The 26,305-nt window shown below is 56.0% G+C and carries 26 protein-coding genes; 11 read left to right on the top strand and 15 right to left on the bottom strand.

Going from position 1 to position 26,305, the window contains the following annotated elements:
• Positions 1 to 782: 782 nt before the first annotated feature.
• Entirely contained in the window at positions 783 to 1,178 is a 396-nt protein-coding gene (locus tag H8S45_RS01970) for a helix-turn-helix domain-containing protein (RefSeq protein WP_107630582.1), read from the top strand.
• 50 nt (positions 1,179 to 1,228) lie between these two features.
• Here the strand turns inward: H8S45_RS01970 and H8S45_RS01965 are convergent, their stop codons facing one another.
• The 4 genes from H8S45_RS01965 to uxaC are packed head-to-tail and all read right to left on the bottom strand — an operon-like array spanning position 1,229 to position 5,524.
• A complete protein-coding gene (locus H8S45_RS01965) occupies positions 1,229 to 2,530 on the bottom strand; it encodes a TRAP transporter large permease (protein ID WP_054326063.1) in 1,302 nt (433 codons plus the stop codon).
• Between the two features lie 3 nt (positions 2,531 to 2,533).
• Positions 2,534 to 3,025: a TRAP transporter small permease gene (locus tag H8S45_RS01960; protein WP_054326062.1), complete on the bottom strand. Its 492-nt coding sequence runs from the start codon at positions 3,023 to 3,025 to the stop codon at positions 2,534 to 2,536.
• Positions 3,026 to 3,041: 16 nt separating this feature from the next.
• Positions 3,042 to 4,076: a TRAP transporter substrate-binding protein gene (locus H8S45_RS01955; RefSeq protein ID WP_147573716.1), complete on the bottom strand. Its 1,035-nt coding sequence runs from the start codon at positions 4,074 to 4,076 to the stop codon at positions 3,042 to 3,044.
• Between the two features lie 44 nt (positions 4,077 to 4,120).
• Positions 4,121 to 5,524, bottom strand: coding sequence for a glucuronate isomerase (gene uxaC, locus H8S45_RS01950; protein ID WP_054326061.1), 1,404 nt, complete (start codon positions 5,522 to 5,524; stop codon positions 4,121 to 4,123).
• Positions 5,525 to 5,695: 171 nt separating this feature from the next.
• Between uxaC and H8S45_RS01945 the strand changes: the two genes are divergently transcribed.
• Entirely contained in the window at positions 5,696 to 6,553 is an 858-nt protein-coding gene (locus H8S45_RS01945; protein WP_242977800.1) for an AraC family transcriptional regulator, read from the top strand.
• Entirely contained in the window at positions 6,550 to 7,191 is a 642-nt protein-coding gene (locus H8S45_RS01940) for a manganese efflux pump (RefSeq protein ID WP_054326060.1), read from the top strand. The genes H8S45_RS01945 and H8S45_RS01940 overlap by 4 nt, the downstream gene beginning before the upstream one ends.
• An 85-nt stretch (positions 7,192 to 7,276) precedes the next feature.
• Here H8S45_RS01940 and H8S45_RS01935 read toward each other — a convergent pair whose 3' ends face one another.
• From H8S45_RS01935 to H8S45_RS01920, 4 genes are all read right to left on the bottom strand, one after another.
• Positions 7,277 to 8,608 (bottom strand): MATE family efflux transporter, encoded by a 1,332-nt coding sequence (locus H8S45_RS01935; protein WP_054326059.1) that lies wholly within the window; start codon positions 8,606 to 8,608, stop codon positions 7,277 to 7,279.
• Between the two features lie 5 nt (positions 8,609 to 8,613).
• Positions 8,614 to 9,084 carry a MarR family winged helix-turn-helix transcriptional regulator gene (locus tag H8S45_RS01930; protein ID WP_107630576.1) on the bottom strand — a complete coding sequence of 157 codons (471 nt, stop codon included), beginning with the start codon at positions 9,082 to 9,084 and terminating at the stop codon, positions 8,614 to 8,616.
• 163 nt (positions 9,085 to 9,247) lie between these two features.
• Positions 9,248 to 9,574, bottom strand: a complete 327-nt coding sequence (locus tag H8S45_RS01925) for a PTS lactose/cellobiose transporter subunit IIA (protein WP_054326057.1) — start codon at positions 9,572 to 9,574, stop codon at positions 9,248 to 9,250.
• Positions 9,575 to 9,877: a PTS sugar transporter subunit IIB gene (locus H8S45_RS01920; protein WP_054326056.1), complete on the bottom strand. Its 303-nt coding sequence runs from the start codon at positions 9,875 to 9,877 to the stop codon at positions 9,575 to 9,577. It abuts the gene before it with no gap.
• 84 nt (positions 9,878 to 9,961) lie between these two features.
• Here H8S45_RS01920 and H8S45_RS01915 point away from each other — a divergent pair, with 84 nt between their 5' ends.
• The 7 genes from H8S45_RS01915 (at position 9,962) to H8S45_RS01885 (ending at position 18,420) form a co-directional block, all read left to right on the top strand.
• Entirely contained in the window at positions 9,962 to 10,681 is a 720-nt protein-coding gene (locus tag H8S45_RS01915) for a MurR/RpiR family transcriptional regulator (RefSeq protein WP_159068025.1), read from the top strand.
• Between the two features lie 211 nt (positions 10,682 to 10,892).
• Positions 10,893 to 12,296: a family 4 glycosyl hydrolase gene (locus tag H8S45_RS01910; protein ID WP_054326054.1), complete on the top strand. Its 1,404-nt coding sequence runs from the start codon at positions 10,893 to 10,895 to the stop codon at positions 12,294 to 12,296.
• Between the two features lie 31 nt (positions 12,297 to 12,327).
• Positions 12,328 to 13,626 carry a PTS sugar transporter subunit IIC gene (locus H8S45_RS01905; protein ID WP_107630575.1) on the top strand — a complete coding sequence of 433 codons (1,299 nt, stop codon included), beginning with the start codon at positions 12,328 to 12,330 and terminating at the stop codon, positions 13,624 to 13,626.
• A gap of 1 nt (position 13,627) precedes the next feature.
• Positions 13,628 to 14,413 carry an HAD family hydrolase gene (locus H8S45_RS01900; RefSeq protein ID WP_186949468.1) on the top strand — a complete coding sequence of 262 codons (786 nt, stop codon included), beginning with the start codon at positions 13,628 to 13,630 and terminating at the stop codon, positions 14,411 to 14,413.
• Positions 14,410 to 14,952 carry an RDD family protein gene (locus H8S45_RS01895; protein ID WP_054326052.1) on the top strand — a complete coding sequence of 181 codons (543 nt, stop codon included), beginning with the start codon at positions 14,410 to 14,412 and terminating at the stop codon, positions 14,950 to 14,952. The genes H8S45_RS01900 and H8S45_RS01895 overlap by 4 nt, the downstream gene beginning before the upstream one ends.
• 126 nt (positions 14,953 to 15,078) lie before the next feature.
• Positions 15,079 to 16,731: a glutamate--tRNA ligase gene (locus H8S45_RS01890; RefSeq protein ID WP_186949466.1), complete on the top strand. Its 1,653-nt coding sequence runs from the start codon at positions 15,079 to 15,081 to the stop codon at positions 16,729 to 16,731.
• Positions 16,732 to 16,761: 30 nt separating this feature from the next.
• Positions 16,762 to 18,420, top strand: a complete 1,659-nt coding sequence (locus H8S45_RS01885; RefSeq protein WP_054326082.1) for a glutamine--tRNA ligase/YqeY domain fusion protein — start codon at positions 16,762 to 16,764, stop codon at positions 18,418 to 18,420.
• Positions 18,421 to 18,466: 46 nt separating this feature from the next.
• Here the strand turns inward: H8S45_RS01885 and H8S45_RS01880 are convergent, their stop codons facing one another.
• The 7 genes from H8S45_RS01880 to H8S45_RS01850 all read right to left on the bottom strand — a co-directional run bounded on the left by H8S45_RS01880 (position 18,467) and on the right by H8S45_RS01850 (position 24,982).
• Positions 18,467 to 18,844 (bottom strand): hypothetical protein, encoded by a 378-nt coding sequence (locus tag H8S45_RS01880; RefSeq protein ID WP_054326051.1) that lies wholly within the window; start codon positions 18,842 to 18,844, stop codon positions 18,467 to 18,469.
• A 13-nt stretch (positions 18,845 to 18,857) separates the two neighbouring features.
• Positions 18,858 to 20,180 (bottom strand): replication-associated recombination protein A, encoded by a 1,323-nt coding sequence (locus H8S45_RS01875; RefSeq protein ID WP_054326050.1) that lies wholly within the window; start codon positions 20,178 to 20,180, stop codon positions 18,858 to 18,860.
• A gap of 161 nt (positions 20,181 to 20,341) precedes the next feature.
• The gene (locus H8S45_RS01870; RefSeq protein ID WP_054326049.1) at positions 20,342 to 21,637 is read right to left on the bottom strand and encodes a hypothetical protein; all 1,296 of its coding nucleotides are present in this window, start codon (positions 21,635 to 21,637) and stop codon (positions 20,342 to 20,344) included.
• A gap of 25 nt (positions 21,638 to 21,662) precedes the next feature.
• Positions 21,663 to 22,187, bottom strand: a complete 525-nt coding sequence (locus H8S45_RS01865) for an RNA polymerase sigma factor (protein WP_054326048.1) — start codon at positions 22,185 to 22,187, stop codon at positions 21,663 to 21,665.
• A gap of 110 nt (positions 22,188 to 22,297) precedes the next feature.
• Positions 22,298 to 22,957, bottom strand: a complete 660-nt coding sequence (locus H8S45_RS01860) for a hypothetical protein (RefSeq protein ID WP_147573714.1) — start codon at positions 22,955 to 22,957, stop codon at positions 22,298 to 22,300.
• A 7-nt stretch (positions 22,958 to 22,964) separates the two neighbouring features.
• Positions 22,965 to 23,645, bottom strand: a complete 681-nt coding sequence (locus tag H8S45_RS01855) for a hypothetical protein (protein WP_054326046.1) — start codon at positions 23,643 to 23,645, stop codon at positions 22,965 to 22,967.
• 95 nt (positions 23,646 to 23,740) lie between these two features.
• Entirely contained in the window at positions 23,741 to 24,982 is a 1,242-nt protein-coding gene (locus H8S45_RS01850; protein WP_054326045.1) for a 6-phosphofructokinase, read from the bottom strand.
• A 254-nt stretch (positions 24,983 to 25,236) separates the two neighbouring features.
• Here H8S45_RS01850 and fba point away from each other — a divergent pair, with 254 nt between their 5' ends.
• On the top strand, positions 25,237 to 26,205 hold the full coding sequence (gene fba, locus H8S45_RS01845; protein WP_054326044.1) for a class II fructose-1,6-bisphosphate aldolase: 969 nt from the start codon (positions 25,237 to 25,239) through the stop codon (positions 26,203 to 26,205).
• Positions 26,206 to 26,305: the final 100 nt, after the last annotated feature.

Raw genomic sequence — 26,305 nt, 5'->3', positions numbered from 1 at the left:
CGATGTGATCACCAGCCCATCCACCGCTACCGCCTGTGCATACGGCCCGATCGCCGCCGGCGCCCGTTCCGTATTTATCTCCTTTTTCATCTTTCACCCTCCTCCTTCGTTTTTTCTGAGATTATTTTATTATGAGGAGAATTATTTGTCAAGGTGTTTTATGCAATTTGTATAAATATATAAATTTTTTTTGTTTATTTAGTGATATATTGCACGTAATTGGTGATCTGCGATAAAAAAAATTTGTTTGTTTGCGCAAAACTGTAAAAGGTTGGGCAGCCAAGTGGTGCTTGCAGGAAAGGGAAGGCGTTTACTCTTTCACAGCGCGATGAAAAAAGAGGGAAAAACGGTCGTTAAGATACCGTATAGAAATGCGGCTAACCTGCCAATTTCCTTAAGGTCGCTTGACTTGCTGTTTTATTGATGCTATTTTTGTACCGCTGGGATAAGCGGTGGAGTCTGTCATAGAACCCCTTTGCGGTTTCTATTTATTCGCAGCAGTTTAGATGATTGGGGAGGGTGCGCCGCCTTTCCTGATAGAATGAGCAGGCCCTCCCACCTTGAGGTCCTGCTCATTTTTTGCAACTGGATAGAGCGGTGCAAATGCGGCCGCATACTTCAAACCAGTGTTGTGTCAGGAAGCGGATATCCGCAGTCTGTTCGGAATATTAGAGAAGCGGCTGCCGGTGTTAAGACGGCGTTTGTGGAATCAGCCCCTCTTTTGTGCGGCTGCGTGCAACTATCTGTATTAAGAAGAAAAGCTAAGTCGAAAGGGTGGTCGTATGGAAAAGGGAAGAAAAACCACGTTGGAAGAGCGGATAGAAATTGTAAGCTACTGCATCGCGCATGGAAAAGACTATGCACTGACAATAAAAGAATACCATGTTTCCTATTATCAGATTTATGGATGGCTGCGGAAGTTTGAGGCCGAGGGTCCAAAAGGCTTGCTTGACCGACGCGGCAGGCGGAAGGATATGCTGCCGGTAAGCGAAATCGCGCAGCTCTCCGAGCGTCGCCTGAACACAGGAACGGGAAAAACACGGGGCAGTGCGGAGGCGTCTGCCGCCGATGGAACGGCAGCAGGCGGCGAGGAACTCTCCCAGGAAAAGCGCGGCGAGATAATCGATATCCGGCTGCGCATCCAGTCCGAGCTTTTGGAAAAGCTCTCGGAGGTATAAAATAAAAAACAGAAAACCACGGTTTTCCGCGGTTTTCTGTTTTTTTCCGTTTATAGCAAGCCGGCGGCCATAGGCAGTCCCAAACTGATGAAAGGAACATAAGTGACCAGCAACAGGCCGACCAAAATAGCGACGTAATACCATAGCATATAGGGCATGACGCCGGATAGCGTCGATCGTCCTACCTTGATTGCGACGAAAAGCGTGTTGCCGACTGGCGGAGTGATATTGCCGATGCACAGGTTGTAGACCAAAATCAGGCCGAACTGTACAGGATCCATACCAAAGGTCTTGACAACCGGCAGGAACAGCGGCGTGAAAATCAGGATCGCCGGCGTAACGTCCATGAACGTACCGGCAATGAGCAGGATGACGTTCATGATCAGCAGGATGATGATGGGGTTCTGCGTCAGGCCGAGCAGGGCCTCGGAGATTGCCTGCGGGATCTGGGTGAATGCCATGACCCAGCCGAGAATGTTGGATACGCCGATCAGGAAGACGACCATGCCGCTCATTTTCGCACTGTCCACAACAATGTTCCAGAAGGATTTTAAGGTGATGTTGCGGTAACAGATGCCCAGGATCAGTGCGTAGACGACCGCGATGGCCGAGCCTTCGGTTGCGGTGAAGATGCCGCCGACGATACCGCCGATGACAACAACGATCAGAGAAAGCGAAGGAATGGCGCGTAATGTCGCAACGCCAAGGTTTTTCCAGTCAAATTTTCCTGGGATGCCTTTATAACCTTTTTTGGTAGCGATGATTACGGCAACAACCATACAGCAGAGCGCCCAAATGATGCCGGGGATATAGCCCGCCAGGAACAGAGCGGCTACAGAGGTGCCGCCCGCGGCAAGAGAATAGGTAATCAGTGCGTTGGACGGGGGAATCAAAAGGCCGGACGGGGCGGAAGCGCCGTTCGTGGCGGCGCAGAGCGCCTTGTCGTAGCCCTGCTCCTCTTCGCCTTTTTCCACCATGCTGCCGACCGCAGCGGCCGCCGCGGAAGCGGAACCCGAGATCGCGCCGAACAGCGCGTTGGCGCCGATATTGGTCACGAGCAACGCGCCGGGTAGCTTGCCCAGTATCGCCATAACAAAATCCACCAGGCGTTTAGCGATGCCGCCCTGGTTCATCAGGTTGCCGGCGAGGATAAAGAAAGGAATTGCGGTCAGGCTGAATTTACTCATGCCGACAAAGATACGCTGTGCGCCGGTAACGACCGATACGTCAAGCGAAACGGTCTGCAAAATCGCGACTAGGGACGCGATACCAATGGAATACGAGATCGGTACGCCGACGATTAGCAGTACTGCCAGCACGCCGATGATAATCAGCAAGGATTCAATAGCCATAGTTTATGCCCCCTCCTGTTTTGTTTCTGTGCCGTTTTTGCAGATATCGGCAATATTCAACACGGTATAGATCATGTTCAACACGCCGCAAAGGGGAAGCACGACATAGAATACGCCGACAGCGATGCCGAGCGACGAGGTCATCTGTCCCAAGGCAAGCTGGGAGATCTGCACGCCGCCATAAACCAGAATGATGGCGGAGAAAGCAAAGGCGACCAGCTCGCCGAGGATACCGAGCGTTTTCTGCATGCCCGCGCCCACGCGCTCTACGACGATCGGGATATTCATATGGCCGCGCTCGCCCGTAATTAGGGACGCGCCCAAAAGGCTGGCCCAAGCAAACAGGTAGGAAACCAGCTCCTCAGACCAGGGAGAGGGATCCTGCAGCACATAGCGGGTGAAGACCTGCCAGCAGGTCAGGACGACCATTGCGATAAAGCTTACGCCGGCAAGCACATTGAGCAGTTTGGTGAGTACATTTCTCAGCGCTTTCATTTTTCTGACACCTCCCTCAGGACTCAGTCGACGGGTACTGCTTGTTATAAGCCTGTATTGCGTCATAAATAGGCTTCAGGTCAGGGTATTGCTCGAGCATGGCGTCGTGCATCGGCGCGCAGGCCACCTGGAATGGCGCCGTGTCGGGATAGATGAAATGGACACCCTGCTCGTTTTCCGCGCGGTCCTTAGCGTTTTCGACCGCGGTTACCCACTCTTCCCGCTGAACCTGGTTGACCAGCTCGAAGCCCTCGTCGAAGACCGCGCGCTCCTCCTCGCTCAGCCCGTCAAGGAATGCGATATTGCCGATCAGGATATCCGGTATCATCTGGTGCATGTCGTAGGAATAATATTTGCACACGTCGCCGTGACCGTTGTCGGTCAGGGCCATTTCGTTATTTTCCGCCCCGTCGATGATCTTGGACTGGAGCGCGGTGTAAACATCGCCGAAGCCCATCGGGGTGGCGGAGCCACCCAGCAGGCTCATCATCTGCACGTTGGTGGGGGATTGCTGCACGCGGATCTTCAGGCCTTTCAGGTCGGCGGGGGTCTCGATCGGCTTATCGACCGTATAGAAGTTGCGCGTACCCGCATCCAGCCAGGTCACGGCCTCAAAGCCCGCCTGTTTGGTGGATTCGAAAATCGGGCCGGTAATGGCTTCGTCGTCCATAGAGGCGTGGTACGCTTCGCTGGAGGCGAACAGGTAAGGTAGGTTGAACAGTGTGTAGTTATCGCTGAAGGTTTCCAGCAAGGAATTGCTGGCCACACAGAAGTTGATGGCGCCCGTCTGGGTCAACTGCACCATTTCGTTCTGCGAGCCGAGCAGCTCGCTGGGGAAAACCTCGACGTCATACTTGTCGCCGAGCTTGCTTTCGATGAACTCCTCAAAAGCAACAAGCGCAAGATGCGTCGGATGGTTGGTGGATTGGTTGTGACCAATTCGGATGATTTCCCGCTGGTCTGCGGCCGAACTGTTACCGCAGCCTGCGAGCGCGCCGAGCATCAGCGTTGCAGACAATGCCAGCGCCGCCGCACGAAATCTTTTTTTCATAAGCGTCTCCCTTTTATTCTTTCAGTTGCCGCAAGATAATGCACTTATTCCAGCCCGATATACTGCCAGATATTATTGAAGCAGATATCCTCAATGATTTTGCCGATACCGTCGTAATCCGCGGGCGCCATGCCGGAGGCAATCCATCCGCCGACCAGCTCGCACAGCACGCGGCGGAAATATTCGTGGCGCGGATAGGAAAGGAACGAACGGCTGTCCGTGAGCATGCCGACAAAGCGGCTGAGCACGCCAATATTGGCTAGGCTCTTGAGTTGGGCGGTCATACCGTCGAAATGATCGTTGAACCACCAGGCGGAACCGAACTGGATTTTGCCCGCCGTGCTTTCGTCCTGGAAGCAGCCCGCTGCGGCAATGAGCTTGTCGTTGTCCGCTGCGTTGAGCGTGTAGAGGATGGTGCGGGGCAGCTTGCCGCGTACCGCCATACGGTCGAGTAGGGCGGCGAGCGAAGCGGCGGGGATGGTATCGCCAATCGAGTCGCAGCCGATATCCACGCCGATCGAGCGGAAGCGCTGCGTGTTCAGATTGCGGATCGCGCCGATATGGAGCTGCATAGCAAAGCCCTTGTCCGCATACAGGCCGCCCAGGAAGTCCATGATAGCCGACTGATAGGCCGCGACCTCGTAATCGAGCAGCTGCTCGCCGGCCAGCGCCTTGGACATGGCCTCCTCCGCCGCGCCTTCATCCCAGACGGTGAAATCGGGCGCGCCGAACGAATGGTCGGATAGGCGGCAGCCGCATGAGGCAAAATACTCTACACGGGCGGCCAGCGCCTGCTTGACGTCGTCAAGCGTGCGGACGTAAATTCCGGACGCGGCGCCCAGCTTCTGCAGATAGGCGGGATAGCCAGCGGAAAGGATATCCAGCGCTTTTTCCGGACGGAAGGTAGGCAGCACCTTGGTTGTAAAGCTGTTGTCCTCCGCCAGCAGACGATGGTAGCGCAGGTCATCAACCGGATCGTCCGTCGTACAAAGGGCGCGTACATTACTTTCAGAGATCAGGGACCGTGCCGCGCCATCCGGACTTTTCAGCTTGCTGTTCGCGCGCTCCCACACCGAATCGGCGGTTTGGCTGCTCAGCAGCTCGTCAATGCCGAAGAAGCGCTTGAGCTCCAGATGGGACCAGTGATAAATGGGGTTCCCAATGAGGCAGGGCATAATCGCAGCGAAGCGGTCGAACTTGTCCCGATAGCTGGCGTTTCCGGTGACGTATTTCTCCGGCACGGCGTTTGCGCGCAGGACACGCCACTTGTAGTGGTCCCCCGCAAGCCAGGCCTCGCCGATATCCGAGAACTGCTTGTTTTCGTAGATCTCTGCCGGGCTGAGGTGGCAGTGATAATCGAAAATCGGCATGCGCTCCGCATGCTCGTGATACAGCCTGCGTGCGGGCTCTGTGGTCAGGAGGAAATCGTCGTGAATGAAACCTTGCATCTGTAAAACCTCTCTTTCTGAATATAATATCGGGGAAATGATTTCTTTTTCCCTCTTTTTGTACTCTTATTATACCGTTTTGCAAAAGTCGATTCTCGGGATATCCTGCTTGAAATATGGTGAATATTGCTATATAATATAAACACATACAAAAGAGGGGAGGAGAAATTGTTGGATTTGCATAAAGATATTTTTACTCAAAGACAAACGATGGAGCGGACGGATTTTGAATGCTATCACTATCTGGACGTTGTTCCTCCCGAGGTGGATTTCCATGAGCATGCGTTCTATGAGATTTTCTTTTTCCTGTCCGGCGAGGTGTCCTACAGCATCGAAGGCCGCACCTATCAGCTGCGGCCGGGGGATATCCTGCTCACGGATAATCGGGATATTCACAAGCCGGACATTCGAAAAGGCAGGCCGTATGAACGCTTTGTGATCTGGATCCATCCGGATTTCCTGGCGCAGACTGCGGGGAAAGGCGCGGACCTGACCGCTTGCTTTACGGATGCGAGCCAGAAAAAGTACAAGCTGATCCGGCCGGAGAGCAATGTGCTTTCGCGGCTGAAAGGGATCTGCGAAAAAATGCTGCACAGTCGGGACGAGGAGGAGTTCGGAAGCGGCACGCTTTCGGCAATCTACCTGCTGGAATTTCTGGTTTACCTCAATCGCGCCTATTTTGCCACGCCGGACGCTATTCGAAAGGATGTCACGGAAAATGAAAAAATAAACGAGGTCGTGGCCTATATTAACGATTATTTTTCGGATAATTTGACACTTGACCGTTTGGCGGACGTGTTTTTTATCAGCAAATCCTATCTGGCGCATCAATTTAAGCTCTATACGGGGCTGACGCTCTATCAATTCATTATAAAGAAGCGCCTGACGGTTGCGCGCAACATGCTGTGCGAGGGGGTGCCGGTCATGACCGCCTGCATGCAGTGCGGGTTTAACGATTACTCCAATTTTATCAAGGCGTTCAAACGGGAATTTGGGCGCAATCCTAAGGAGTTTATCCGGAAAAAGTGAGGAAGGAACCGATCGGTTCGTTCCGCAATAAAATGCCTTACGGAAGCGTATTGCGTTTTTCGGGAAAGGGTGTTTTTGTGCGGATACAGATGCTTTCGGTTTTGGCTTTTTCCGCAGCGGCAAGCGCGGACAGCCTGGTCGTGGGGTTATCCTATGGGTTGCGGAAAATAAAGGTCGACTGGAAATCCAATCTTGTGGTGGCTCTGCTGTCACTCGCGGGGACAGTCTGCTCCATGATTTTAGGGCGGATGCTCCTGCCGGTGCTGCCTGACCGGTTTGAAAATGTATTGGGTGGCGGTATTATCATGGGCATCGGACTGTTCAGCCTACTGCGGCCCTGGTTTTCCCAAAAGGGAAAGGATGGCAGGGAGCGTGTTCCGCGTGCATTGACGCTGAAAAGCACCCTGCTTTTGGGCGCGGCGCTGGCGGTAAACAACATTGGGCTTGGCGTGGGCGCCAGCATTACCGGCATGCGGCTCGTTCCAACGGCGGCCTGCGCCTTTTTATGCAGCCTGCTGTTCTTTTTCGGCGGGAATTGGATCGGCGGCCTGCGGGAAGGCGGCACAATCGGATGGTTAGCCGAACCCGTGGCTAATCTGCTGATGGTCGGGCTGGGGATATTTGAAATTCTGGTGTGAACGGACATATGGGCGCATATTACCATGAAGAAGCAGAACAGAGGGGACTTTCGTCCCCTCTGTTCTGCTGTATGGAAATGCTGCCTTACAGGTAATGGTATTTGTGCCGCTGCATCATGAAAAAGCACACGGCAATGCAGGCGCCGAGCGCCTCAGCGGCGATGACCGAGGTCCATACGCCGTCCAGGCCGAGCCAGATCGGCATGAGAAGAACCAAGCCGCCGCGCAGCACCAGGGAGCGCATGAACGAGATAAATGCGGAAATGATGCCGTTGGAGAGCGCGGTAAAAAACGCGGAGGCGTAGATGTTGATGCCGCAGAAAAAGTAACAGAGTGCAAACAAGCGGAAGCCATGTACCGTCATATCAAGCAGGTCGGCGTCGTACCCCACAAAGGCAAAGGACAGGGGGCGGCTGAGCAGTTCGGAAATCAGCACCATGACGACCGAGGTGACCGCGATGATGGTGATGCTTTTGCGGAAAACATTTTTCAGCTCGCTGTGGTTGGCAGCGCCGTAATGATAGCTGACGATTGGCGCGCTGCCGACCGAAAAGCCGAGGAACGCAGCAATAAAGACGAAATCCACATACATCATGACCGAATGCGCCGCTACGCCCGCCTCGCCGATGATCCGCATGAGCTGGATATTGAACAGGATACCCACGATGGAGGCGGAGATATTGCTCATCAGCTCGGAGGAGCCGTTGGTGCAGGTGTGTAGGAACTCCTTGGGATAAAACTGCGTTTTGGACAGACACAGACGGTCGGGAGACGCACGGAAAAAGTAGACCAGCGGGATCAGACCGCCGACACAGTATCCTGCCACCGTGGCCAGCGCCGCGCCTACAACGCCCATCTCAAAAACGGCGATAAACACATAGTCGAGCACCATGTTGGTCAGGCCGGCCGAGATGGACAGCACAAGCCCCATGTGCGGCTTTTCCGCAACGACCAAAAAGCTTTGGAACGAAACCTGCAGCATAAACGCTGCACTGCCGAGCATCATGATGCGGCCGTATGCAATACAATCGTCCATCAGCAGGTCGCTGGCGCCGGACAGCCTCGCGATCGGCTCAATAAAAATCGCGCAGGCGACGGACAGGATTACGCCTAAGATGATTACGCTGTAAATAATCATGGAGAAATAGCGGTTGGCCAGCTCATGGTCGCCCTCGCCCAGCGTGCGCGCGACGATCGCGCTGCCGCCCGTGCCGAGCATGAATCCGGCCGCGCCGATGATCATGGTGGCGGGGAAAATAATATTGACCGCTGAAAGCGCCAGATCCCCTACAAGATTGGAGACAAAGAGCCCGTCGACCACGCTGTAAATGGAAGCGACGATCATCATGACGATGGATGGAAGGGTGAAGCGCAGCAGCTTTCGGTAACTGAAGTGATCGGAAAGTCTGATTTGCATAAAAGTTATCCTCCAAAAGATTTTCCGGATAAAAGCCTGCATGCCTCCTCGCGCAGCAGGTTCAGGTGTTTTTGCCCAAGGGAAAGGATCGCGGCGCGCTCTGATGCCGAAAGACGAAGAAAAGCCCGTTCCTCCATCTTGAACACATTATCGACCGTGCGCATGGCAAGCGCAAGACCGGCTTCGGTCAAGTGGATATTTTTGCTCCGGCGGTTGCCGGACGCACATTCCAGACGGATATAACCATCCGCTTCCAGAGATTTGAGCGCGGAGTTGACGGTCTGCTTGCTGAGATAGAGGGTATTACATAACTCGGTCTGGGTAAGGGGGCGGCCCTCTTCCCGCAGCACATAAAGGATCCAGCACTCACTGTCGGAAATACCGTAATGCTTGGAAAGCAGACGGTAAAGCTGGTTGCTTTCCTTTTGCAGGCCATTATAGATTCGGCTGAATTCCGGATAAGAAATCGAGTCCATAGGGCAAGCTCCTTTCATGTCCGAAACCGGACTGTTTGTTATTGTAGTCCGATTTCGGATAATTGTCAAGGAAATTTTTCAAGTTTTTGCAGGCGAAAATAAAAAGCAGCCTTTCCGCACTTGTTTGTGTGGAAAGGCTGCTTTTCTGTTTAACGGGTGGGCCTTATTTCTGCAGGCGCCGGTACAGTTCGATCAACTGCTCGGCAAGGATGCGAGTGGATTCCGCCATGGCAAGTTGATCCTCTGCGTGGACCAGCGTCAGACGGGTCAGCAGGCCGTTTTCGCTGTTGACCTCTTCCTGGATCAGATCAAAATGGGCGTTGTGCGCCTGCAGGTATTCTTCGTTTCCCCGTTCGACAGCGGCCTCAGCCTGGGGGAAATCGCCGCTTTTTGCGTACTCAACCGCTTCGAGGAAATCGCTTTTCGCCGCGCCGCTGAATGAGATGAGCTGGAAACAGGCCTGCTCAAGCTGCTCCTGTGTAATTGCCATTTACTTGTCTCCCATGTGCTTTTTGATATCGTTATAAACTTTTTTGCCGTCCATCGTGCCGTAAGCCATCATATCGATGACCTCGACCGGCTTGCCCTCCGCCATTTCCTCGATGCGGCTCTTGAGATAGCGGACCTGCGGCCCGAGCAGGATGATGTCGGCCTTGCCGACATGCTCGCGCGCCTTGATTTCGCTGGCGGCCCATACGGTCATTTCGCAGCCATCCTCCTTGGCAGCGGCCGCAATCCGGTCGCATAGCATGCCGGTCGACATGCCCTGCGAGCAAAGCAGTAATACGTTCATAAATGAAAAGCCTCCTCTGTTATTTTTCGACACAATATGTTATACTGATAAGAACAGCAGAATAATGAAATGGGGGTGCTGTTGGTGAATTTGATCGATCTGTCCAAACGGCATTTGCTCAACGAAACTGAGCATAGGGTGCTGGAGCAGATACTTGACGCGGTGGAACATGATACGAAAATCAATATCCGTTCGGTCGCGCAGCAGTCCTATGTGTCCACGACCACGGTTATCAAGCTTTCCAAAAAGCTGGGATACCAAGGCTACAGCGATATGATCTATTCGCTCCGCCGTCATGCGGAGGAGGAGCGGAATGCCGCGGCCGGAATCGACCTGACAAGCATTTTGGAAACCGTGGATGAAGCGCGCATTGAAGCCTTTGCAAATGAGATTCTGCGGTGTCGGGACAACTGCATTTTTATCGTGGGGCTTGGCTTTTCAACGATCGCCTCGTCATACTTTATGCGTCGGCTGGCGACACTGGGCATTCTTGCGTACGACGGCGCGCCGGTTGATATGATGCGGGGCGGAGACCAGCCCAGCCTGACGCTGATTCTGTCTAAGAGCGGGGAAACGCGCGACCTGGTGGACGTAGCCCTGCATGCGCAGACCTTGCGGCACAAGCTGTATACCATCACGGCGCATGGGGATTCCACGCTGGGACGCATGAGCGACAACTGCCTGGTGATACGGACCGGAGGGTCGGTAGCGTATAACGTTCCTGATTTCTTTATCGGGCGGACGATCATCCTGTTCGAATATATCCTGTCCCGTCTGGTGGATCGGCTGCAGCAGGAAAGCTGACCGATATGACTGCTATTTCTATTTTAACAGGCGGGAACGCGGGCTGCAACCGCGGCGGAAAAATCGGAAACATGTTTTTTATACAGTTGACAAATTTTTTATTCATTTGAAATGCTTGAAAAAAAGCCCGTATTCTTTATGCTTAAAGACATGAAAGGAATACGGGCTTTTTGTGCCCTAATATAAGGATATAAAAGGAGGAGTGGCTGTCATGAAGCAATTTTCGATTGTGATCGCAGGCGGCGGCAGCACCTATACGCCGGATATGCTGGAGATGCTTTGTCTGGTGCGGGAGCATTTTCCGCTTCGCCGGGTCGTGCTGTATGACAACGACGCGGAAAGGCAGGAGCATATCGGCCGTTTTGGCGAAATACTTTACCGCGAATACTATCCGGAGGCTGAATTCGTCTATACAACAGATGAGGAAACCGCGTTTACGGATATTGACTTTGCGCTTGTGCAGATTCGGCCGGGCGGCTTGAAAATGCGCGAAATGGATGAGAAAATCCCGCTGAAATACGGCGTGATCGGCCAGGAGACCTGCGGCCCCGGCGGTTTTGCCTACGGGATGCGCTCGGTCCCTGCGATGATCGAGCTGGTGCGTGCGATCCGCCGCTGGTCGCCGGAGGCATGGATCCTCAATTACTCCAATCCGGCCGCTATTGTCGCGGAGGCGACCAAGCGCGTTTTTCCGGATGATTTCCGCCTGATCAACATTTGCGATATGCCGATCTCGATCATGGATATTTTTTGTCCGCTGGCCGGCGGGCGCAAGCGGACCGATGTGGAACCGCGTTATTATGGGCTTAACCATTTCGGCTGGTTTACCGCTATGTATGATAAAAAAACGGGCGAGGATGTACTGCCGGAGATACTGGAAAAGCTCAAGCGCGGCAACTGCGACGATGAGCTTGGCTTTTCCGGCAAAAACGACGCCTACTGGAATTTCACGTTCAAGCATCTGGAAAAAATGGTGCAGGATTTTCCGCACTCCCTGCCGAATACCTATCTGCAATACTATTTGTACCCGCAGACCATGGTTTCGCATACCGATCCCAATTATACCCGTGCGAACACCGTTATTGACGGGCGGGAAAAGCGCGTAAAGGCGTACTGTGACGAGATTATGTCCCTGGGGAAGATACGCGGTACAAAATTTGACCTGGATCGGAAATACAGCGCGGGTTCGCATAAAAATGCAGACGGCGAATTTGAATCCGCGACGATCGCGCACAATGACGCGCATGCGACCTACATTGTGGAACTGGCAATGAGCATTGCCTATAACCAAAACGAAGTATTCCTGCTGATGGTTGAGAACAACGGCATTGTCCCCAACCTGTCGGATGGGATGATGTTGGAGGTCGCCTGCCGCGTGGGGGCGCGGGGCGGCGAGCCGCTGCGGATACAGCCTGCAGGGACTTTCGAAAAGGGCCTGCTGGAAGGGCAGTACGCCTATGAAAAGCTGACGGTGGACGCGGCGCTCGAAGGCTCTTACCAAAAGGCGTTACAGGCGCTTGTCGTCAACCGCACGGTGGTGGATACCGACTTGGCGCGCAGGATTTTGGACGAATATATCGCGGTCAACGGGGAGCATTTCCCTGTTTTGAAATAGATATAAACCAGAAAACCGAGGGGGAACAAAAATGAGTAAAATGACGGGATTTATGGAGACGCATCTGATGCCGCTGTCGCAGAAGCTCTCCAGCAATAAGTATCTGGTCGCGCTGCGCGACGGCCTGATGCTTTCCATGCCGCTGTTGATTATTGGATCGATCGCCGTTGTCATCGGCGACTTCCCAGTGCAGGCTTTCCATGATTTCATGGCCTCTATCGTGGGTGACGTATGGTATTCCTGGTGCTGGGATATGGTCAATCCGGCGACGATGGGCCTGGTAGCCCTGTTTGCGGTGGTCGGCGTATCGCACAGCCTCGCGTCGGAGGAGGAGGTCGAGCCGCTGCCCGCAGTCGCGATCTCGATCTCGGCCTACTTCCTGCTGCTGCAGCAAATGGAGGAGGGCGGCTATGCCGCGTCGAGCTTTGAATCGGGCGGGCTGTTTACCGCCATGCTCACCGCGTTGCTGGCGACCAAGCTGTATGCGGTGCTGCTGAAAAAGAATGTGAAAATTAAGATGCCCTCCACGGTGCCGAGCTTTGTGTCCCGGCAGTTTGAGGCGCTTATTCCGGCAACGGTGATCGTTGTCCTGTTCCTGTTTATCCGCCTGGTCTTTGCAGCGACGCCGTTCGGCACTGTGACGAACTTCATCGTGACCATGATCCAGATGCCGCTGACCGATATCGGTACGACGCTGATTGGCACGCTGTTTATCACCATACTGAACTCTATCCTGTGGTTTTTCGGCATCCATGGCACGGCGGTCATCGACTCGTTCATGGGACCGCTGTGGTATGCGGCGCGTTTTGCCAACTTTGATATGTTTCAGGCTTCTGTTACTGCGGCGCGCCAGTATATCGTGACGCAGGATTTCGCCAACCACATCATCTTCCTAGGCGGCACGGGCAACACGGTGTCGCTGGCGGCGATCATGGCGTTCAAATGCCGCTCCAAGCGCATCAAGTCGTTGGGCAAGCTCAGCTTGTTGCCGGGCATCTTTAACGTCAACGAGCCGGTTATCTTTGGTCTGCCGATGGTACTCAACCCGATGATGGCCCTCCCGTTTTTCATTGTGCCGCCTGTCACTGTGCTGATTTCCTTCTGCGCCATGTATTTCGGCCTGGTGCCGTATCCGACGGGCGTGACCGTGCCGTGGACGCTGCCCGCGCCGTTCGGAGGCTGGATGATGTGCAACGACTGGCGCGGCGGCGTGCTGCAGTTGGTGGTGCTGCTGATCGGCGGTCTGATCTATTACCCGTTCATTACGGCGCTGGATAAGCAGTATCTGAAGGAAGAACAGGCTGCGCCGGCCGAAGAGATCGGGGGATAAGATGCACGCGGTGCTGTTTGCCAGCGATTTTGACGGTACTCTGTCCCATGGACAGGAGATCGACGCGCAGACCTTGGCTGCGGTCAGCCGGTTCCGTCAAAAAGGCGGACGCTTCGGCGTATGTAGCGGGCGGGACCCGGGAACCCTGAAAGACGAGCTTTCCCAGCATGGGTTGGCCTGTGATTTCCTCATCCTGATGAACGGCGCGCGGATAGAGGCGGGCGCGGACTGCCTGCAAGAAAAGCTGCTTTCCGGCTGGGAGAAAGCTTTGCCTCTGCTGCGGGCGCGGTGTCTGTTCTTCACGATGCTCAGCAGGGAAGAAGCGTATATGTTCCGCAGCGGCAAAGTGCGCACCGCAGAGGTGTCCGCAGGGGAGCAGGCTTACATAGATGCGATCGGGCGGATGTACGCCATGCGCCGGTGTGCGGAGGAGCTGGCGGCGGTCTATCAGATTAGCTGCCGCACACAGGACGGCCGCGCAGCGGTCACGCTGGCGGATGAGCTACACAGGTTCGGCCTGTCCGCCTGGCCGAACTGCGAATATGTGGATGTGGTGCCGAAGGGCGTAGGCAAAGCGCCGGCTGTTGCGGCGGTTGCCGCGCATTTCGGGGTTGCGTCCGGGCGGGTTTATACAGCGGGGGACGGACGGAACGATATGGAGATGCTGTCCCGCTTCCGCGGCTTTGCCATGTCCCGCGCGGAGGAATGCGTCCGGCGGGCTGCCTCATGGACGGTGAAAACAGTAGGGGAAGCGCTGGAACAGGTTTGCGGGGAGGCGTTTGCATGAAAACCAATGCAGTCGGGCCGTTTCGGCGGCTGGCCGCTTACGCGGTGGACTGGTATCTGGCGACGATGGCATGCGGCGCGCCGCTCCTGCTCGTCAATTCCATGCGTACCGGCTCCACAGCAATCGACACCTCTATCCCAGACGGCGCTGCCGGCTGGCTTTGGGGAACGGTCGCGCTCCTGCTGGGCATGTTGTATTATTGGCTGATCCCGCTCCTCTGGGATGGACGGACGCCGGGAAAACGGCTGTTCCGCCTGCGCATTGTTCGCGCAGAGGGTGCGGGTAGAGTGGGGGCGGGCGCGCTCGCCCTGCGGCAGATCGTCGGAATTTTGCTGGTGGAGGGCGCGATCGCGTTCCCCAGTCAACTGCTGCGGGAACTGATCGCCCGCGCGGCGGGCGACAGCGCCGCGAACGCGTTGCGGATCGTGATGGTGGCGGTGACGATCGTTTCGATCATGCTGGGCATGTATACGCCGAGCAGGCGTATGCTGCATGACCGGCTTTCCGGCACCAGCGAAATCTTCGAGGAAAAGAAATAAGGAAAAGCAGCCGGCATGTTCCGGCTGCTTTTTATATGGTTTTTGCATTGCATGAGAACGTCCGGTGTGATAAAATAATCATAATCTGGGCAATTATACCCTTGCAGGAATATTGGAGTGAATATCATGGACTATCATCTGTTGGCGGAACGTCTGTTTCCGCATATCCATACCACGCCGGAGGAGATCGAGGCGCGCTACCCGAAGCGCCAGCTTCCGGAGGGCGCGAAGGTGACCCGCATGGGGCCAAGCCCCACGGGCTTCATGCACCTGGGCAACCTGTACGGCGCGCTGGTGGACGAGCGTCTGGCGCATCAGTCGGGCGGCGTGTTCTACCTGCGTATTGAGGATACGGACAAAAAGCGCGAGGTAGAGGGCGGCGTGCAGACCATCATCGAGGCGTTCTCCTCGTTTGGCCTGCCGTTCGACGAGGGCGCGTCGCTCGATGGCGACAACGGTGTTTACGGCCCCTACCGCCAGTCCCAGCGCGCGGAGATATACCAGACCTTTGTCAAGTCGCTCGTGCAGCGCGGCATGGCCTATCCGTGCTTCTGCACCGAGGAGGAGCTGGCCGCGGCGCACGCCGCACAGGAAGCGAACAAGGAGAACTTCGGCTACTACGGCAAATATGCCGTGTGGCGCGACCGGCCGATGGAGGAGATCGAGGCCGAACTGAACAAGGGTACGCCCTATGTGGTGCGTTTCCGTTCGGAGGGCAGCATTGAAAACAAGGTTCGTCATGAGGATCTGGTCAAGGGTAAGATGGAGGTCACGGAGAATGATCAGGACGTGGTCATCCTCAAGTCGGACGGTATCCCGACCTATCATTTCGCGCATGTGGTGGATGACCACCTGATGGGTACGACGGTCGTTGTGCGCGGCGAGGAGTGGCTCGCAACCCTGCCAGTACACCTGCAGTTGTTTCGTGCTATGGGCTGGAAAGCGCCCAAGTACGCGCACACCGCACAGTTGATGAAGATCGATCCGGAGACTGGCGGAAAGCGCAAGCTGTCGAAGCGCAAGGACCCAGAGCTCGCGCTCACGTTCTACGCGCAGGAGGGGTATCCGGTACCTGCGGTGCTGGAATACCTGATGACGCTTTTAAATTCCAACTTTGAGGAGTGGCGGCGCGCCAATCCGGACGCGCCGATGAACGACTTCCCGTTCTCGACCAAGAAGATGAGCGGTTCGGGCGCGCTGTTCGATATCGAAAAACTGCGCGACGTGTCCAAAAACGTTATCTCCCGCATGGATGCGGATACCGTATACAGCTATATCGCGGACTGGAGCGCGGCAAACGATCCCGCGTTCCACGCACTGCTCACGCGCGATCCGGCGCGCTCCAAGGCGTACCTCGCGATCGGCCGCGGCGGCAAAAAGCCGCGCAAGGACCTGGCGCTTTGGTCGGATGCCAAGGGCTATATGGACTTTATGTTTGACGAGCTGTTCCGGCCGGACTACACTATGCCCGAGCGCGTGCCTGCGGAGGATGCCAGGATCATCCTGACTGACTTCGCGGCCGTGTTTGACGAAGACGACACGCCGGACAGCTTTTTTGAAAAAATGAAGCAGATCGCGTCCCAGCACGGTTATGCAACGGACACCAAAGCGTATAAGGCCGACCCGTCCGCCTACAAGGGCGCGGTGGGCGACGTGTCCATGGTGGTGCGCGTGGCGGTCGCCGGACGGCAGAACGCGCCCGACCTACAGACGGTCATGAGCATTATGGGGCGCGAAAAGGTACTCGAGCGCCTGAAAAAATGTGCGGATGTGCTTTGATCCGCTTTTGGGGGAATTAATAACGCTATGATGGAAAACGTAAGTAACTTTCTGACCGAGATCATTGACGCAGACCTGGAGGCGGGGCTGAACGAGCAGATCCATACCCGCTTCCCACCCGAGCCGAACGGCTATCTGCATATCGGTTCAGCCAAGGCGATCTTTATTAACTGGTCGATCTCGAAAAAGTATAACGGAAAATTCAACCTCCGTTATGACGACACCAATCCGGTTAAGGAGGACACAGAGTATGTGGACTCCATCTGGGAGGATATCAAATGGCTGACCGGCGAGGAACCCACGGGCGGTGTGTTCTATGGATCGGATTATTTTGAAACCTGCTACGACTGCGCGGTGGCGCTCATCAAGGCTGGCAAGGCTTATGTGGACGACCTGACGCAGGAGGAGATGCGCAGCTACCGCGGCTCGCTGACCGTGCAGGGCAAGCCCAGCCCCTACCGCGACCGTCCGGTGGAGGAGAACCTGCAGCTGTTCGCGGATATGCGCGCGGGCAAGTTTGCGGATGGTTCCAAAACGCTGCGCGCCAAAATCGATATGGCCAGCCCGAACATGAACCTGCGCGATCCGGCGATTTACCGTATCGTGCGGGCGCACCACCACCGTCAGGGGGATAAGTGGTGTATCTATCCGCTGTATGACTTTGCCCACCCGATTCAGGATGCGATCGAGGGTATCACGCATTCGCTCTGCTCGATCGAGTTTGAAAACCACCGCCCGCTGTACGAGTGGGTCGTGGACAACTGCCCGCTGCCGCATCATCCCAAGCAGCGCGAGTTCGCCCGTCTGAACATGACGCATACGGTCATGAGCAAGCGTTACCTGCGCCAGCTCGTGTTCGAGCACCATGTGGAGGGCTGGGACGACCCGCGTATGCCCACACTGTGCGCGCTACGCCGCCGCGGCTACACGCCGAGCGCCATCCTGGATTTCGTCCAGCGCGCGGGCGTGGCCAAGGCGGATTCGTTGGTGGATATCAAGCTGCTTGAGCACTGTATCCGTGAGGAGCTGAACGACACCGCGCTGCGCCGCATGGCGGTCACCGAGCCGGTCAAGCTGGTTATTACCAACTATCCGGCGAACCAGTGCGAGGAATTTGAGGTGCCGAACAACCCGCGCGACGAGGCCGCTGGTACACGCAAGGCGCCGTTCACGCACGAGTTGTATATCGAAAAGAGCGACTTTGCCGAGGTGCCGCCCCCGAAGTTCCAGCGCTTAAAGCCGGACGGCGAGGTGCGCCTGATGGGCGCGTATATTGTGAGATGCAACGAGGTTATCAAGGACGGGAACGGCGAGATCGTCGAGATCCGCTGCACCGCCGACCTTGAGACAGGGAACGGGATGCCCGCGGACGGCCGCAAGGTCAAGGGTACGATCCATTGGGTGTCGGCCGCGCATGCGGTCGATGCGGACCTGTACCTGTACGATAACCTGCTGACGATTGAGAACGCGAACGATTTGCCTGAGGGGAAAGACTATTTGGATTACCTCAATCCGGACTCCCTCAAAAAGCTGACCGGCTGCAAACTCGAGCCCGCTCTCGCGGACGCGAAAGCGGGCGAGCGCTTTCAGTTCGTCCGTATGGGCTATTATGTCAAGGATCGGGAGTCAGGGCGGTTTAACCGCATTGTCACTCTCAAGGACAGCTTCGCCAAGACGCTGCAAAAGTAAAAAACAAGCAGGCGGCGGGAAATTCCCGCCGCCTGCTTGTTGTGATTCAGACCTGCTGCCATTCCTCGGCTTCAGTATGCTTTTGATAGACAGGATAATAGCTGTGGCCGCCGCCGTAGGTGAAAATTCTATCGCATTCTGCGGGCAGGGAAATGGTAAAAGTATCCCGTGCTCCATTTGGATTGTTCAGACCATAGGTAGAGTAAAAGGTCAGATACAGCCCGTCGTCACGCGTATCAATGCGGCAGTCGCGTACATAGCCCACACTGGAAACCACCGATACGCGGACGGTTGCCGTGCCGTCGGGCGACACGGTAAATTCTGTCGGGATTGCGCTGGAAAGCGGGTAGCTGGTAGAGGGGAGCGCGACGCAGAGCAGCGTCGCAGCCAGCAGGAAAACACAGGGGAATAGGCGTTTTCTCATTAGGGGGCTCCTTTCATTTCGCGCGGTGCTGTCGCTTCCATTCCTTGATTTGTTCCAGACGGGCCTTGTATTTGGCTTCCAGTCCCTGTTCGGTCGGGCGGTAGTATTCCCGCCCTGCAAGAGAGTCCGGAAGGCATTGCATATTGGTCAGCTTATCGGCGGCGTCATGGGCGTATTGGTAGCCTTTGCCGTAATCCAGCTCTTTCATCAGGCGGGTGGGCGCGTTGCGGATGACCAACGGAACTGGTTCGCTGAGCTGGGTAAGCGCGTCCTTTTTCGCGCTTTCATAGGCCATATACAATGCGTTTGACTTGGGCGCGAGCGACAGATACACCACCGCATGCGTCAGGTGGACCGAGCATTCCGGCATGCCGATAAAATGGCACGCCTGATAAGCCGCGACCGCGACCTCGAGTGCGCGGGAATCCGCTAGGCCGATATCCTCACTGGCAAAGCGGGTCACGCGGCGCGCGATATAGAGCGGGTCCTCGCCCGCTTCGAGCATGCGCGCAAGCCAGTAGACCGCCGCGTCCGGATCGGAGTTGCGCATGGACTTATGCAGCGCGGAGATCAGGTTATAATGCTCCTCGCCGGTTTTGTCGTACAGCAACGATTTTTTGGAAATGCACTGCGCAAGCGTTTCGGGCGTTACCGTGACCGTGCCGTCCGCCTCGTCGCCGTTCAGCACAACCATTTCGAGTGTGGAAAGCGCGCTGCGCGCGTCGCCGTTGGCAAAATTCGCGATCGCCTCCAGCATATCGGGCGCAATGTGGATTTTCTGTCCGCCAAAGCCGCGCGGGTCAGTGAGCGCGCGGGAGAGCAGGGAAGTAAGATCGTCCGTACCCAACGCCTGCAAAACGAACACCTTGCAGCGGGATAAAAGCGCGCCGTTGACCTCAAAGGAGGGGTTTTCGGTCGTCGCCCCGATCAGGATGATGCTGCCTTTTTCGACAAAGGGCAGGAACGCATCCTGCTGTGCTTTGTTGAAGCGGTGTATCTCGTCCACGAATACGATCGTACGCTCTCCGAAACGGCGATTGTCTTCCGCCTGCTGCATGACCTGCTTGATTTCCTTGATGCCGCTGGTGACTGCGGAAAAGTCGATGAACGACGCTCGAGTATGGTTCGCGATGATGCGCGCGAGCGTGGTTTTGCCCACGCCGGGCGGCCCCCAGAAGATCATCGAGCTGATGCGGTCGCTTTCAATCAGGCGGCGCAGCACCTTGCCCGGCCCAAGCAGGTGGGATTGCCCAGCGAATTCGGAGAGCTCCTGCGGCCGCAGCCGCGCCGCGAGCGGACGGGTATCGTCCCCGCCGAAAAGTGTCTGCTGCTCCATAGCGCGTCTCCTTTCCGTTTGGTGATGATTCTGTGGTACTGCCGATGCCTGGCGTGCAGCGGTGCCGGACGTTCTGTGGCTATTATACCACCGAACAAATGTTCCTGCAAGGAGGACGTAAAAAATCCCCTCTGAAAAGAGGGGATTTTTTTACAACAGGCTTACTGCAGGGGAACGGTCACTCCGTCAAAATTGAGGGAAGCGATGCTTGCAGGGTCGATCGGCTCGTCAAACAGCCATTGGTCGATCGCGTGGCCGGCTCCACTGCTGCCATTCCAATCGTCAATGCACCAGCCGCTTTCAATACAATTATTCGTCAGATAGAGCTTTTTGCCGTCCTTGGTCATGGCAAAGGTTGGACGATACCCTAAAATCGTACCTTGGCTGGAGGAGAGCGCGTAGAAGCCGATTTCAGAGACGCGAATCTCCTTCACCAAAGCGCCGCCTACCTGAACGTTGGGATAGTAGGTGATCTCTTCAACCGGCCGGATGGTGATATCCGTGGACCATTCGCCGGTGACCGGGGGCAGGACAAGCAATGTGCCAGCTAAATCGTCAAAGGTAACGTCGCCCAAATCCGAGGGAGACACGCTGAAAGACATATCCTGATACCAGATCCCGTTTTCCTCAAACATACTGTTGCCAAGCTCCTGGTTGTAGACGGCATCGTCTTTCCCCCCTGAAATGCTGCGCGCGGTCGTGATCAGATAGCTGTCTTCCCTGTTCGCAGCGTTGAGGAAAGCCAACTGCAAATGGAGTCGTCCATCGTTGGCAAAGCCGAAAGAGGACAAACGAACAGAATCGGTATGCTCCAGCGCGACAGGCGTTTGCTCAGGGACCAGGACGACCGAACCGTCAGGGGCGGTGGTGCTGGCCAACGTCTGCGCCGTTACCAGCTCGATCGGAACCGAAACGTCGGAAATCTTCTGCCGGGGCTGGAACCGATCAAAGCAAATAGAGACAGGGACGTTTTCCGTAACGCCATAGCCGGTGCTGGAAAATTCGATCAATGCGGTGTGGGTTTCTTCATCATACGAGATGACCTGCGGCAGACTGAACTGCGATACGCCCAAAGTGGGGACATCGGCGACATACCCGTCAATATCCATATCCGCGCGCAACCGGTCGCCCGTCTTGTCCTGCACCTCGGCCCAGATGCGGACATAGGTGCTGCTGGAGAGTGCGGACACCGGCCGCACCTCGATGCCGTCGTATTCCATAGCGATGCCAGTAAGGCTTTGGCTTTGTCCGGCGAAGCTGCCAAGCGCGTTCTGTAGCGCTGTGCGGAGCGCAGGGACAGCGGCGGCGAACGCCGAGAAGGTCAGCAGCACCGCCAGAACAGCGGCCACCAGGATGCGGCCGGTCGTCCAACACAGGGCCTTTCCGCGGCGTGGCCGGACGCCGCGCAGGATTTGGGCGCGCCGTTCGGGTGAAAGTGTGATATTTGCCATGGTCATATCGAGATCCCTCCTCATATTGCGCTTATTCATCATAGTACCACCCTTTCAGGCTCTCGCGCAGCTTGTTGCGGGCACGGGACAGGCGGGCGGTGACGGTCGAGATATCCACATGGAGGATATCGGCGATCTCGCGCGCTTTGAGTTCCTGATAATAGTGCAGGATGATGACTTCGCGGTAAGGGCGGGAAAGCGCCAGAATGGCGCGGGGCAGGGTATCGTCCACATGAGGGTCATCTGCGGGGGCAAGCAGCGCGTCCAGTTCTTCGGCGGGTGCGCGGCGGCGCTTCCAAGGGGAGCGCAGATAGCTTTTGCATACGTTGATGGCGATGCGGGTGATCCAGGTCGTTTCGCTGCCCCCGCCGTGGAATTGTCCGGCGCTGCGCCACGCCTTGAGCATTGTCTCTTGTACTGCGTCCTCGGCTAAATGCACGTCTTTCAGATAAAGCGTACATAGGCGCAGCAGCTGGTCGCCCCAGTCGTCGAGCAGGCGCGCAAAACCGTCCTCGTCCTGTAGGTATGAGGGGGCGTTGCTTTCGACAGCTTCCACAGCGGCTCCACATCCTTTCCAATCATTTGACGCGTGAAAGGAGCGGATTACTGCAAGAAAAAAGAGACTTTTTTGAAAAGCCTCCTGAAAGCGGAAAAACGGTAACGCGGTCATAGCAGGCAAGTCTCGACCGCCGCATCGGGGGCGAGCGTGCGGATGTAGCCGGAAAGCCGGTTCAGCGCGTCCCGCAGCAGCTCCCGCGGCGTGTCCGGCGTGCCGAAAACAGGGTAAAACACATGAAAGCTTTCCGGACAAACACAGGTGCGCGTATCCGCGCCCGCGATCATGCTGAAGATGATCCCGCTGTGGTCGCGGCCGCACAGGTCGCCGGGATAGGTGTGCGTGCTGTCGCTGCGCATGCCGGCAAACGGTAGCCTGGCGTCAGGAGAGAACAGGGTGAGGGGGCCGTCCATACGGTCGATATCATGCGTGCCGGACAGGACAAACGTACACAGTTCGAGCAGGAATGGTACCTCAGTGATCGGGTTGACCTCCGGAAATGGGCGTCCCTTGAACAGGACGGATTCAAACTGCTGCATAACCGGATAGGTTTTCCGAAATTTCCGGAAAAAACGGAAATAAGGGTTTTCCCCAAAGACTGCCTTGCGGTTGTAATCTGCATAACAGGCCTTGCATGCGGAAAGCTCTTTTTCGGCAAGCGCACGGAACGCGGCTTCCTCCCATTCGCGCCGCGCGGGATAAACGACCTCGGCGATGCCGAAAGGAATGCCGCGAGCGGAAAAGGAGGTGTCTTGTATAATGTCTATCATACTTAGATCACCTTGATGGATGAAGATGTGCAGGGGAGTCGTAGCTGACAGGCGCGCCGGTCAAAACGTCGTAATAGTACCAGCGGTCGCCGTCCGCGAAAAAGTAAACGCCGAGCGGATTCTGTGACCGGTCGCCGGTGATGCGGCCTATAAAGCGCCCGCCCTCCGCTTCGCCGATGGGCGTGATTTGCTCCACGCTGACGGGATGCAGCACGGCAAGATAGAGCGCAGTGACAAGCGCTATGGAGAGATACAGCAGCAGCACCACGATGGCTGCCCCATGCAGAGGAGTCTGTGTTCGCTGCTTCTTTTGGGGATGGCGGCATGGGATGTGCCAGTACAGTGCCGCAAGCAGCAGCAAAAGGAGCAGCAAGGCAAGCCACCAGACATACAGCAGATAGGGCAGCCGCCGCATCCCGCCCGGCTGATAAAAAAGCAGGAAAGCAAGCCCTGTGAAAACAAAAAAGATCAGCACATCGCCCGCGCGGGATGGTTTTCGCGGCGCGGCTTTGCTGCTGTTCAGGCAGCCTGCGATCAGCGCCGCCGGCGCGTAAAACCAAAAATAGTAGGAATTGGAAAGGACGGCGTCGTCATACTGGACGGAAACTTCAGTCAGATACAGGCTGGCAGCCAGCCATACAACCACTGATAAGGAGACAAGCAGAGGTGTAACATAGCGTTTGGTCATATAGGTTCCCTCCCCTTGAAAATAAAAACAGGCAGAGCCTGGCGGCTCTGCCTGTTTTCGGCATTGTTTCGCGCAGCAGAGCGCGTATTTTTGTTTTACGCTTCCGCCTTGATCTTCTTGAGGTTGGCAAAGCGCGGCAGGCCGTTCACTTTGGGGCCTACGTTTTCGCCGTTGATCAGCGGCATTGCGTACTCGATAAACTTTTCGTTTACGCCGTTGCCTTCTTCGTTGATCCAGTCGCGCGGCACCTTTTTCTCGGTGTTGGCAACCTGGCTCAGCGGCAGCAGCTCGATTTCGCACTTGTAGCCGTTCTCGTCGCGGGTACACTGGAAGCCCGGCATATAGTCGGTCTTGCCTGCTACCGCGTTTTCAACCGCAGCCTTGCCCGCCATATAGGACTCGTCCACGTCGGTCTTGGAAGCGCAGTGCGCCGCGCAACGCTGCAGCAGGGACAGCTCGATGCCGCGGACCTTGCAGCCAAGCTCGTTCTTGACCGTATCGGCCAGCATGGAGGCCAGACCGCCAAGCTGGGCGTGGCCAAAGCCGTCGGTCGCGGAGGTCTTTGCCTCGGATACGAAAGAACCGTCCGCATAGTGGATGCCTTCGGAAACCGCGACCAAGCAGTTGCCCTTCTCTTCATAAATGCGCTTGACGTCGGCCAGGAACTTCTTCATGTCGAAGTCGGTCTCCGGCAGGTAGACCAGATCCGGACCCGCGCCCATAGCGGTAGCCAGACCGGCCGCACCGGCCAGCCAGCCGGCGTGGCGGCCCATGATCTCGACGATGCAGACCATGCCGGTGTCATACACGCGCGCATCCTGGTAGATTTCCATGCAAGAGGTGGCGATATATTTGGCGGCGGAAGCGAAGCCCGGGCAGTGGTCGGTGCCGAACAGGTCGTTGTCGATCGTCTTCGGGATACCCATGACGCGGCACTCATAGCCGGACTTCATCATATACTTGGAAACCTTGTTGCAGGTATCCATCGAATCGTTGCCGCCGTTATAGAAGAAATAACGGATGTCGTACTTTTTGAAGATTTCAAGAATGCGCTTGTAATCGGTGTCGTCCACATCGGGATCGGCCAGCTTGTAGCGGCAGGAGCCGAGGGCAGAGGACGGGGTGTAACGCAGGAGCGCCAGCTCCTCGCGGTCTTCCTTATCGATATCGTACAGTTCGTCGTTCAGCAAGCCCTTGATGCCGTGCGCCATGCCGAAGACACGGGTGATGGACGGGTTGTCCAGCGCGGTTTCCAGCGCACCCAGAACAGAAGAGTTGATGACCGAAGTCGGGCCACCCGACTGGCCGATGACGCAAGCGCCTTTCAGTTCACTCATAATGATATACCTCCTAACAAAGTTGAGAATCAGGGCGCAATACTCTGCATTCTCTTTCATTCTAAAGGGTATCATAAAAACGCAATAAAATCAATGCAAATCCGAATTTTTTGGACAGGCTGCCGGACACGGGAACAGCAAGCAATTTTTGGTTGGTTTTTTGTGCGCTGGACTTGATTTTATGAATGTACCCTGCTAAAATAAAGGGAGAATTCAGCTTAGGCTAATTTGTTTGTTAGGAAAGGAAGTTTACCATGCCATTAGTTACTACTGCTGAGATGTTTAAGAAGGCCTATGACGGCGGCTACGCTGTCGGCGCTTTCAACGTGAACAACATGGAAATTGTTCAGGGCATCACCGAGGCCTGCCAGGAGCAGAAAGCCCCTGTTGTTCTGCAGGTTTCCAAGGGCGCGCGCGCTTATGCGAACCACACCTACCTCGTCAAGATGGTAGAGGCTGCAGTTATTGAGTGTCCGGATGTCCCGATCGCGCTGCATCTTGATCATGGTCCGGACTTTGAGACCTGCAAGGCCTGCATCGACGGCGGCTTTACCTCAGTTATGATCGACGCCAGCAGCAAGCCGTTTGATGAGAACGTTGAGATCACCAAAAAGGTCGTTGAGTATGCGCATGCGCACGGCGTTGTCGTAGAGGCTGAGCTGGGAACGCTGGCCGGCGTTGAGGACGACGTTAAGGTGTCCGCGGAGGATTCCTCCTACACCCATCCGGAAGAGGTTGAGGAGTTCGTCACCCGCACTGGATGCGACTCGCTGGCAATTGCGATCGGCACCAGCCACGGCGCTTATAAGTTCACGCCCGACCAGTGTACCCGCAACGAGCAGGGCATTCTGGTTCCGCCTCCGCTGCGCTTCGACGTTCTGGAAGAGGTATCTAAGCGCCTGCCGGGCTTCCCGATCGTACTCCACGGTTCCTCCTCGGTTCCGCAGGATTTCGTCCAGATGATCAACGCGCATGGCGGCAAGATGCCGGATGCGATCGGTATTCCGGAAGAGGAACTGCGCCATGCCGCACAGCTTTCCGTCTGCAAGATCAATATCGATTCTGATATCCGTCTGGCGATTACCGCTACCATTCGCGAGTACTTTGACGCGCATCCGGATCACTTCGATCCCCGCCAGTACCTCAAGCCTGCGCGCCAGGCTGTCAAGGACATGGTCACCCACAAGCTGATCAACGTTCTGGGCTGCAACGGCAAGGCGTAAGCTGTAAATTGCAATAAGAACAGGCCGTATCCGTCAAGGATGCGGCCTGTTTTTCTCTTGAGGCAGCCTGTGCAGCGGTCAGGAGGGGCGGTTCGCTTTT

The organism is Agathobaculum faecis (assembly GCF_014287995.1).
GTDB lineage: Bacteria > Bacillota > Clostridia > Oscillospirales > Butyricicoccaceae > Agathobaculum > Agathobaculum ammoniilyticum.
Note: the sequence above shows the minus strand (reverse complement) of the source record. Positions and strands in the feature narration are given on the sequence as shown.

What these genes read in the sequence shown, in the direction of transcription:
- H8S45_RS01955 (WP_147573716.1), bottom strand. Translation starts at nt 4,076, where the DNA reads ATGAAAAAAAGATTTCGTGCGGCGGCGCTGGCATTGTCTGCAACGCTG.
- uxaC (WP_054326061.1), bottom strand. Translation starts at nt 5,524, where the DNA reads ATGCAAGGTTTCATTCACGACGATTTCCTCCTGACCACAGAGCCCGCA.
- H8S45_RS01965 (WP_054326063.1), bottom strand. Translation starts at nt 2,530, where the DNA reads ATGGCTATTGAATCCTTGCTGATTATCATCGGCGTGCTGGCAGTACTG.
- H8S45_RS01905 (WP_107630575.1), top strand. Translation starts at nt 12,328, where the DNA reads ATGAGTAAAATGACGGGATTTATGGAGACGCATCTGATGCCGCTGTCG.
- fba (WP_054326044.1), top strand. Translation starts at nt 25,237, where the DNA reads ATGCCATTAGTTACTACTGCTGAGATGTTTAAGAAGGCCTATGACGGC.
- H8S45_RS01850 (WP_054326045.1), bottom strand. Translation starts at nt 24,982, where the DNA reads ATGAGTGAACTGAAAGGCGCTTGCGTCATCGGCCAGTCGGGTGGCCCG.
- H8S45_RS01925 (WP_054326057.1), bottom strand. Translation starts at nt 9,574, where the DNA reads ATGGCAATTACACAGGAGCAGCTTGAGCAGGCCTGTTTCCAGCTCATC.
- H8S45_RS01910 (WP_054326054.1), top strand. Translation starts at nt 10,893, where the DNA reads ATGAAGCAATTTTCGATTGTGATCGCAGGCGGCGGCAGCACCTATACG.
- H8S45_RS01970 (WP_107630582.1), top strand. Translation starts at nt 783, where the DNA reads ATGGAAAAGGGAAGAAAAACCACGTTGGAAGAGCGGATAGAAATTGTA.
- H8S45_RS01920 (WP_054326056.1), bottom strand. Translation starts at nt 9,877, where the DNA reads ATGAACGTATTACTGCTTTGCTCGCAGGGCATGTCGACCGGCATGCTA.
- H8S45_RS01885 (WP_054326082.1), top strand. Translation starts at nt 16,762, where the DNA reads ATGGAAAACGTAAGTAACTTTCTGACCGAGATCATTGACGCAGACCTG.
- H8S45_RS01930 (WP_107630576.1), bottom strand. Translation starts at nt 9,084, where the DNA reads ATGGACTCGATTTCTTATCCGGAATTCAGCCGAATCTATAATGGCCTG.
- H8S45_RS01855 (WP_054326046.1), bottom strand. Translation starts at nt 23,645, where the DNA reads ATGACCAAACGCTATGTTACACCTCTGCTTGTCTCCTTATCAGTGGTT.
- H8S45_RS01860 (WP_147573714.1), bottom strand. Translation starts at nt 22,957, where the DNA reads ATGATAGACATTATACAAGACACCTCCTTTTCCGCTCGCGGCATTCCT.
- H8S45_RS01880 (WP_054326051.1), bottom strand. Translation starts at nt 18,844, where the DNA reads ATGAGAAAACGCCTATTCCCCTGTGTTTTCCTGCTGGCTGCGACGCTG.
- H8S45_RS01870 (WP_054326049.1), bottom strand. Translation starts at nt 21,637, where the DNA reads ATGACCATGGCAAATATCACACTTTCACCCGAACGGCGCGCCCAAATC.
- H8S45_RS01890 (WP_186949466.1), top strand. Translation starts at nt 15,079, where the DNA reads ATGGACTATCATCTGTTGGCGGAACGTCTGTTTCCGCATATCCATACC.
- H8S45_RS01895 (WP_054326052.1), top strand. Translation starts at nt 14,410, where the DNA reads ATGAAAACCAATGCAGTCGGGCCGTTTCGGCGGCTGGCCGCTTACGCG.
- H8S45_RS01900 (WP_186949468.1), top strand. Translation starts at nt 13,628, where the DNA reads ATGCACGCGGTGCTGTTTGCCAGCGATTTTGACGGTACTCTGTCCCAT.
- H8S45_RS01960 (WP_054326062.1), bottom strand. Translation starts at nt 3,025, where the DNA reads ATGAAAGCGCTGAGAAATGTACTCACCAAACTGCTCAATGTGCTTGCC.
- H8S45_RS01935 (WP_054326059.1), bottom strand. Translation starts at nt 8,608, where the DNA reads ATGCAAATCAGACTTTCCGATCACTTCAGTTACCGAAAGCTGCTGCGC.
- H8S45_RS01875 (WP_054326050.1), bottom strand. Translation starts at nt 20,180, where the DNA reads ATGGAGCAGCAGACACTTTTCGGCGGGGACGATACCCGTCCGCTCGCG.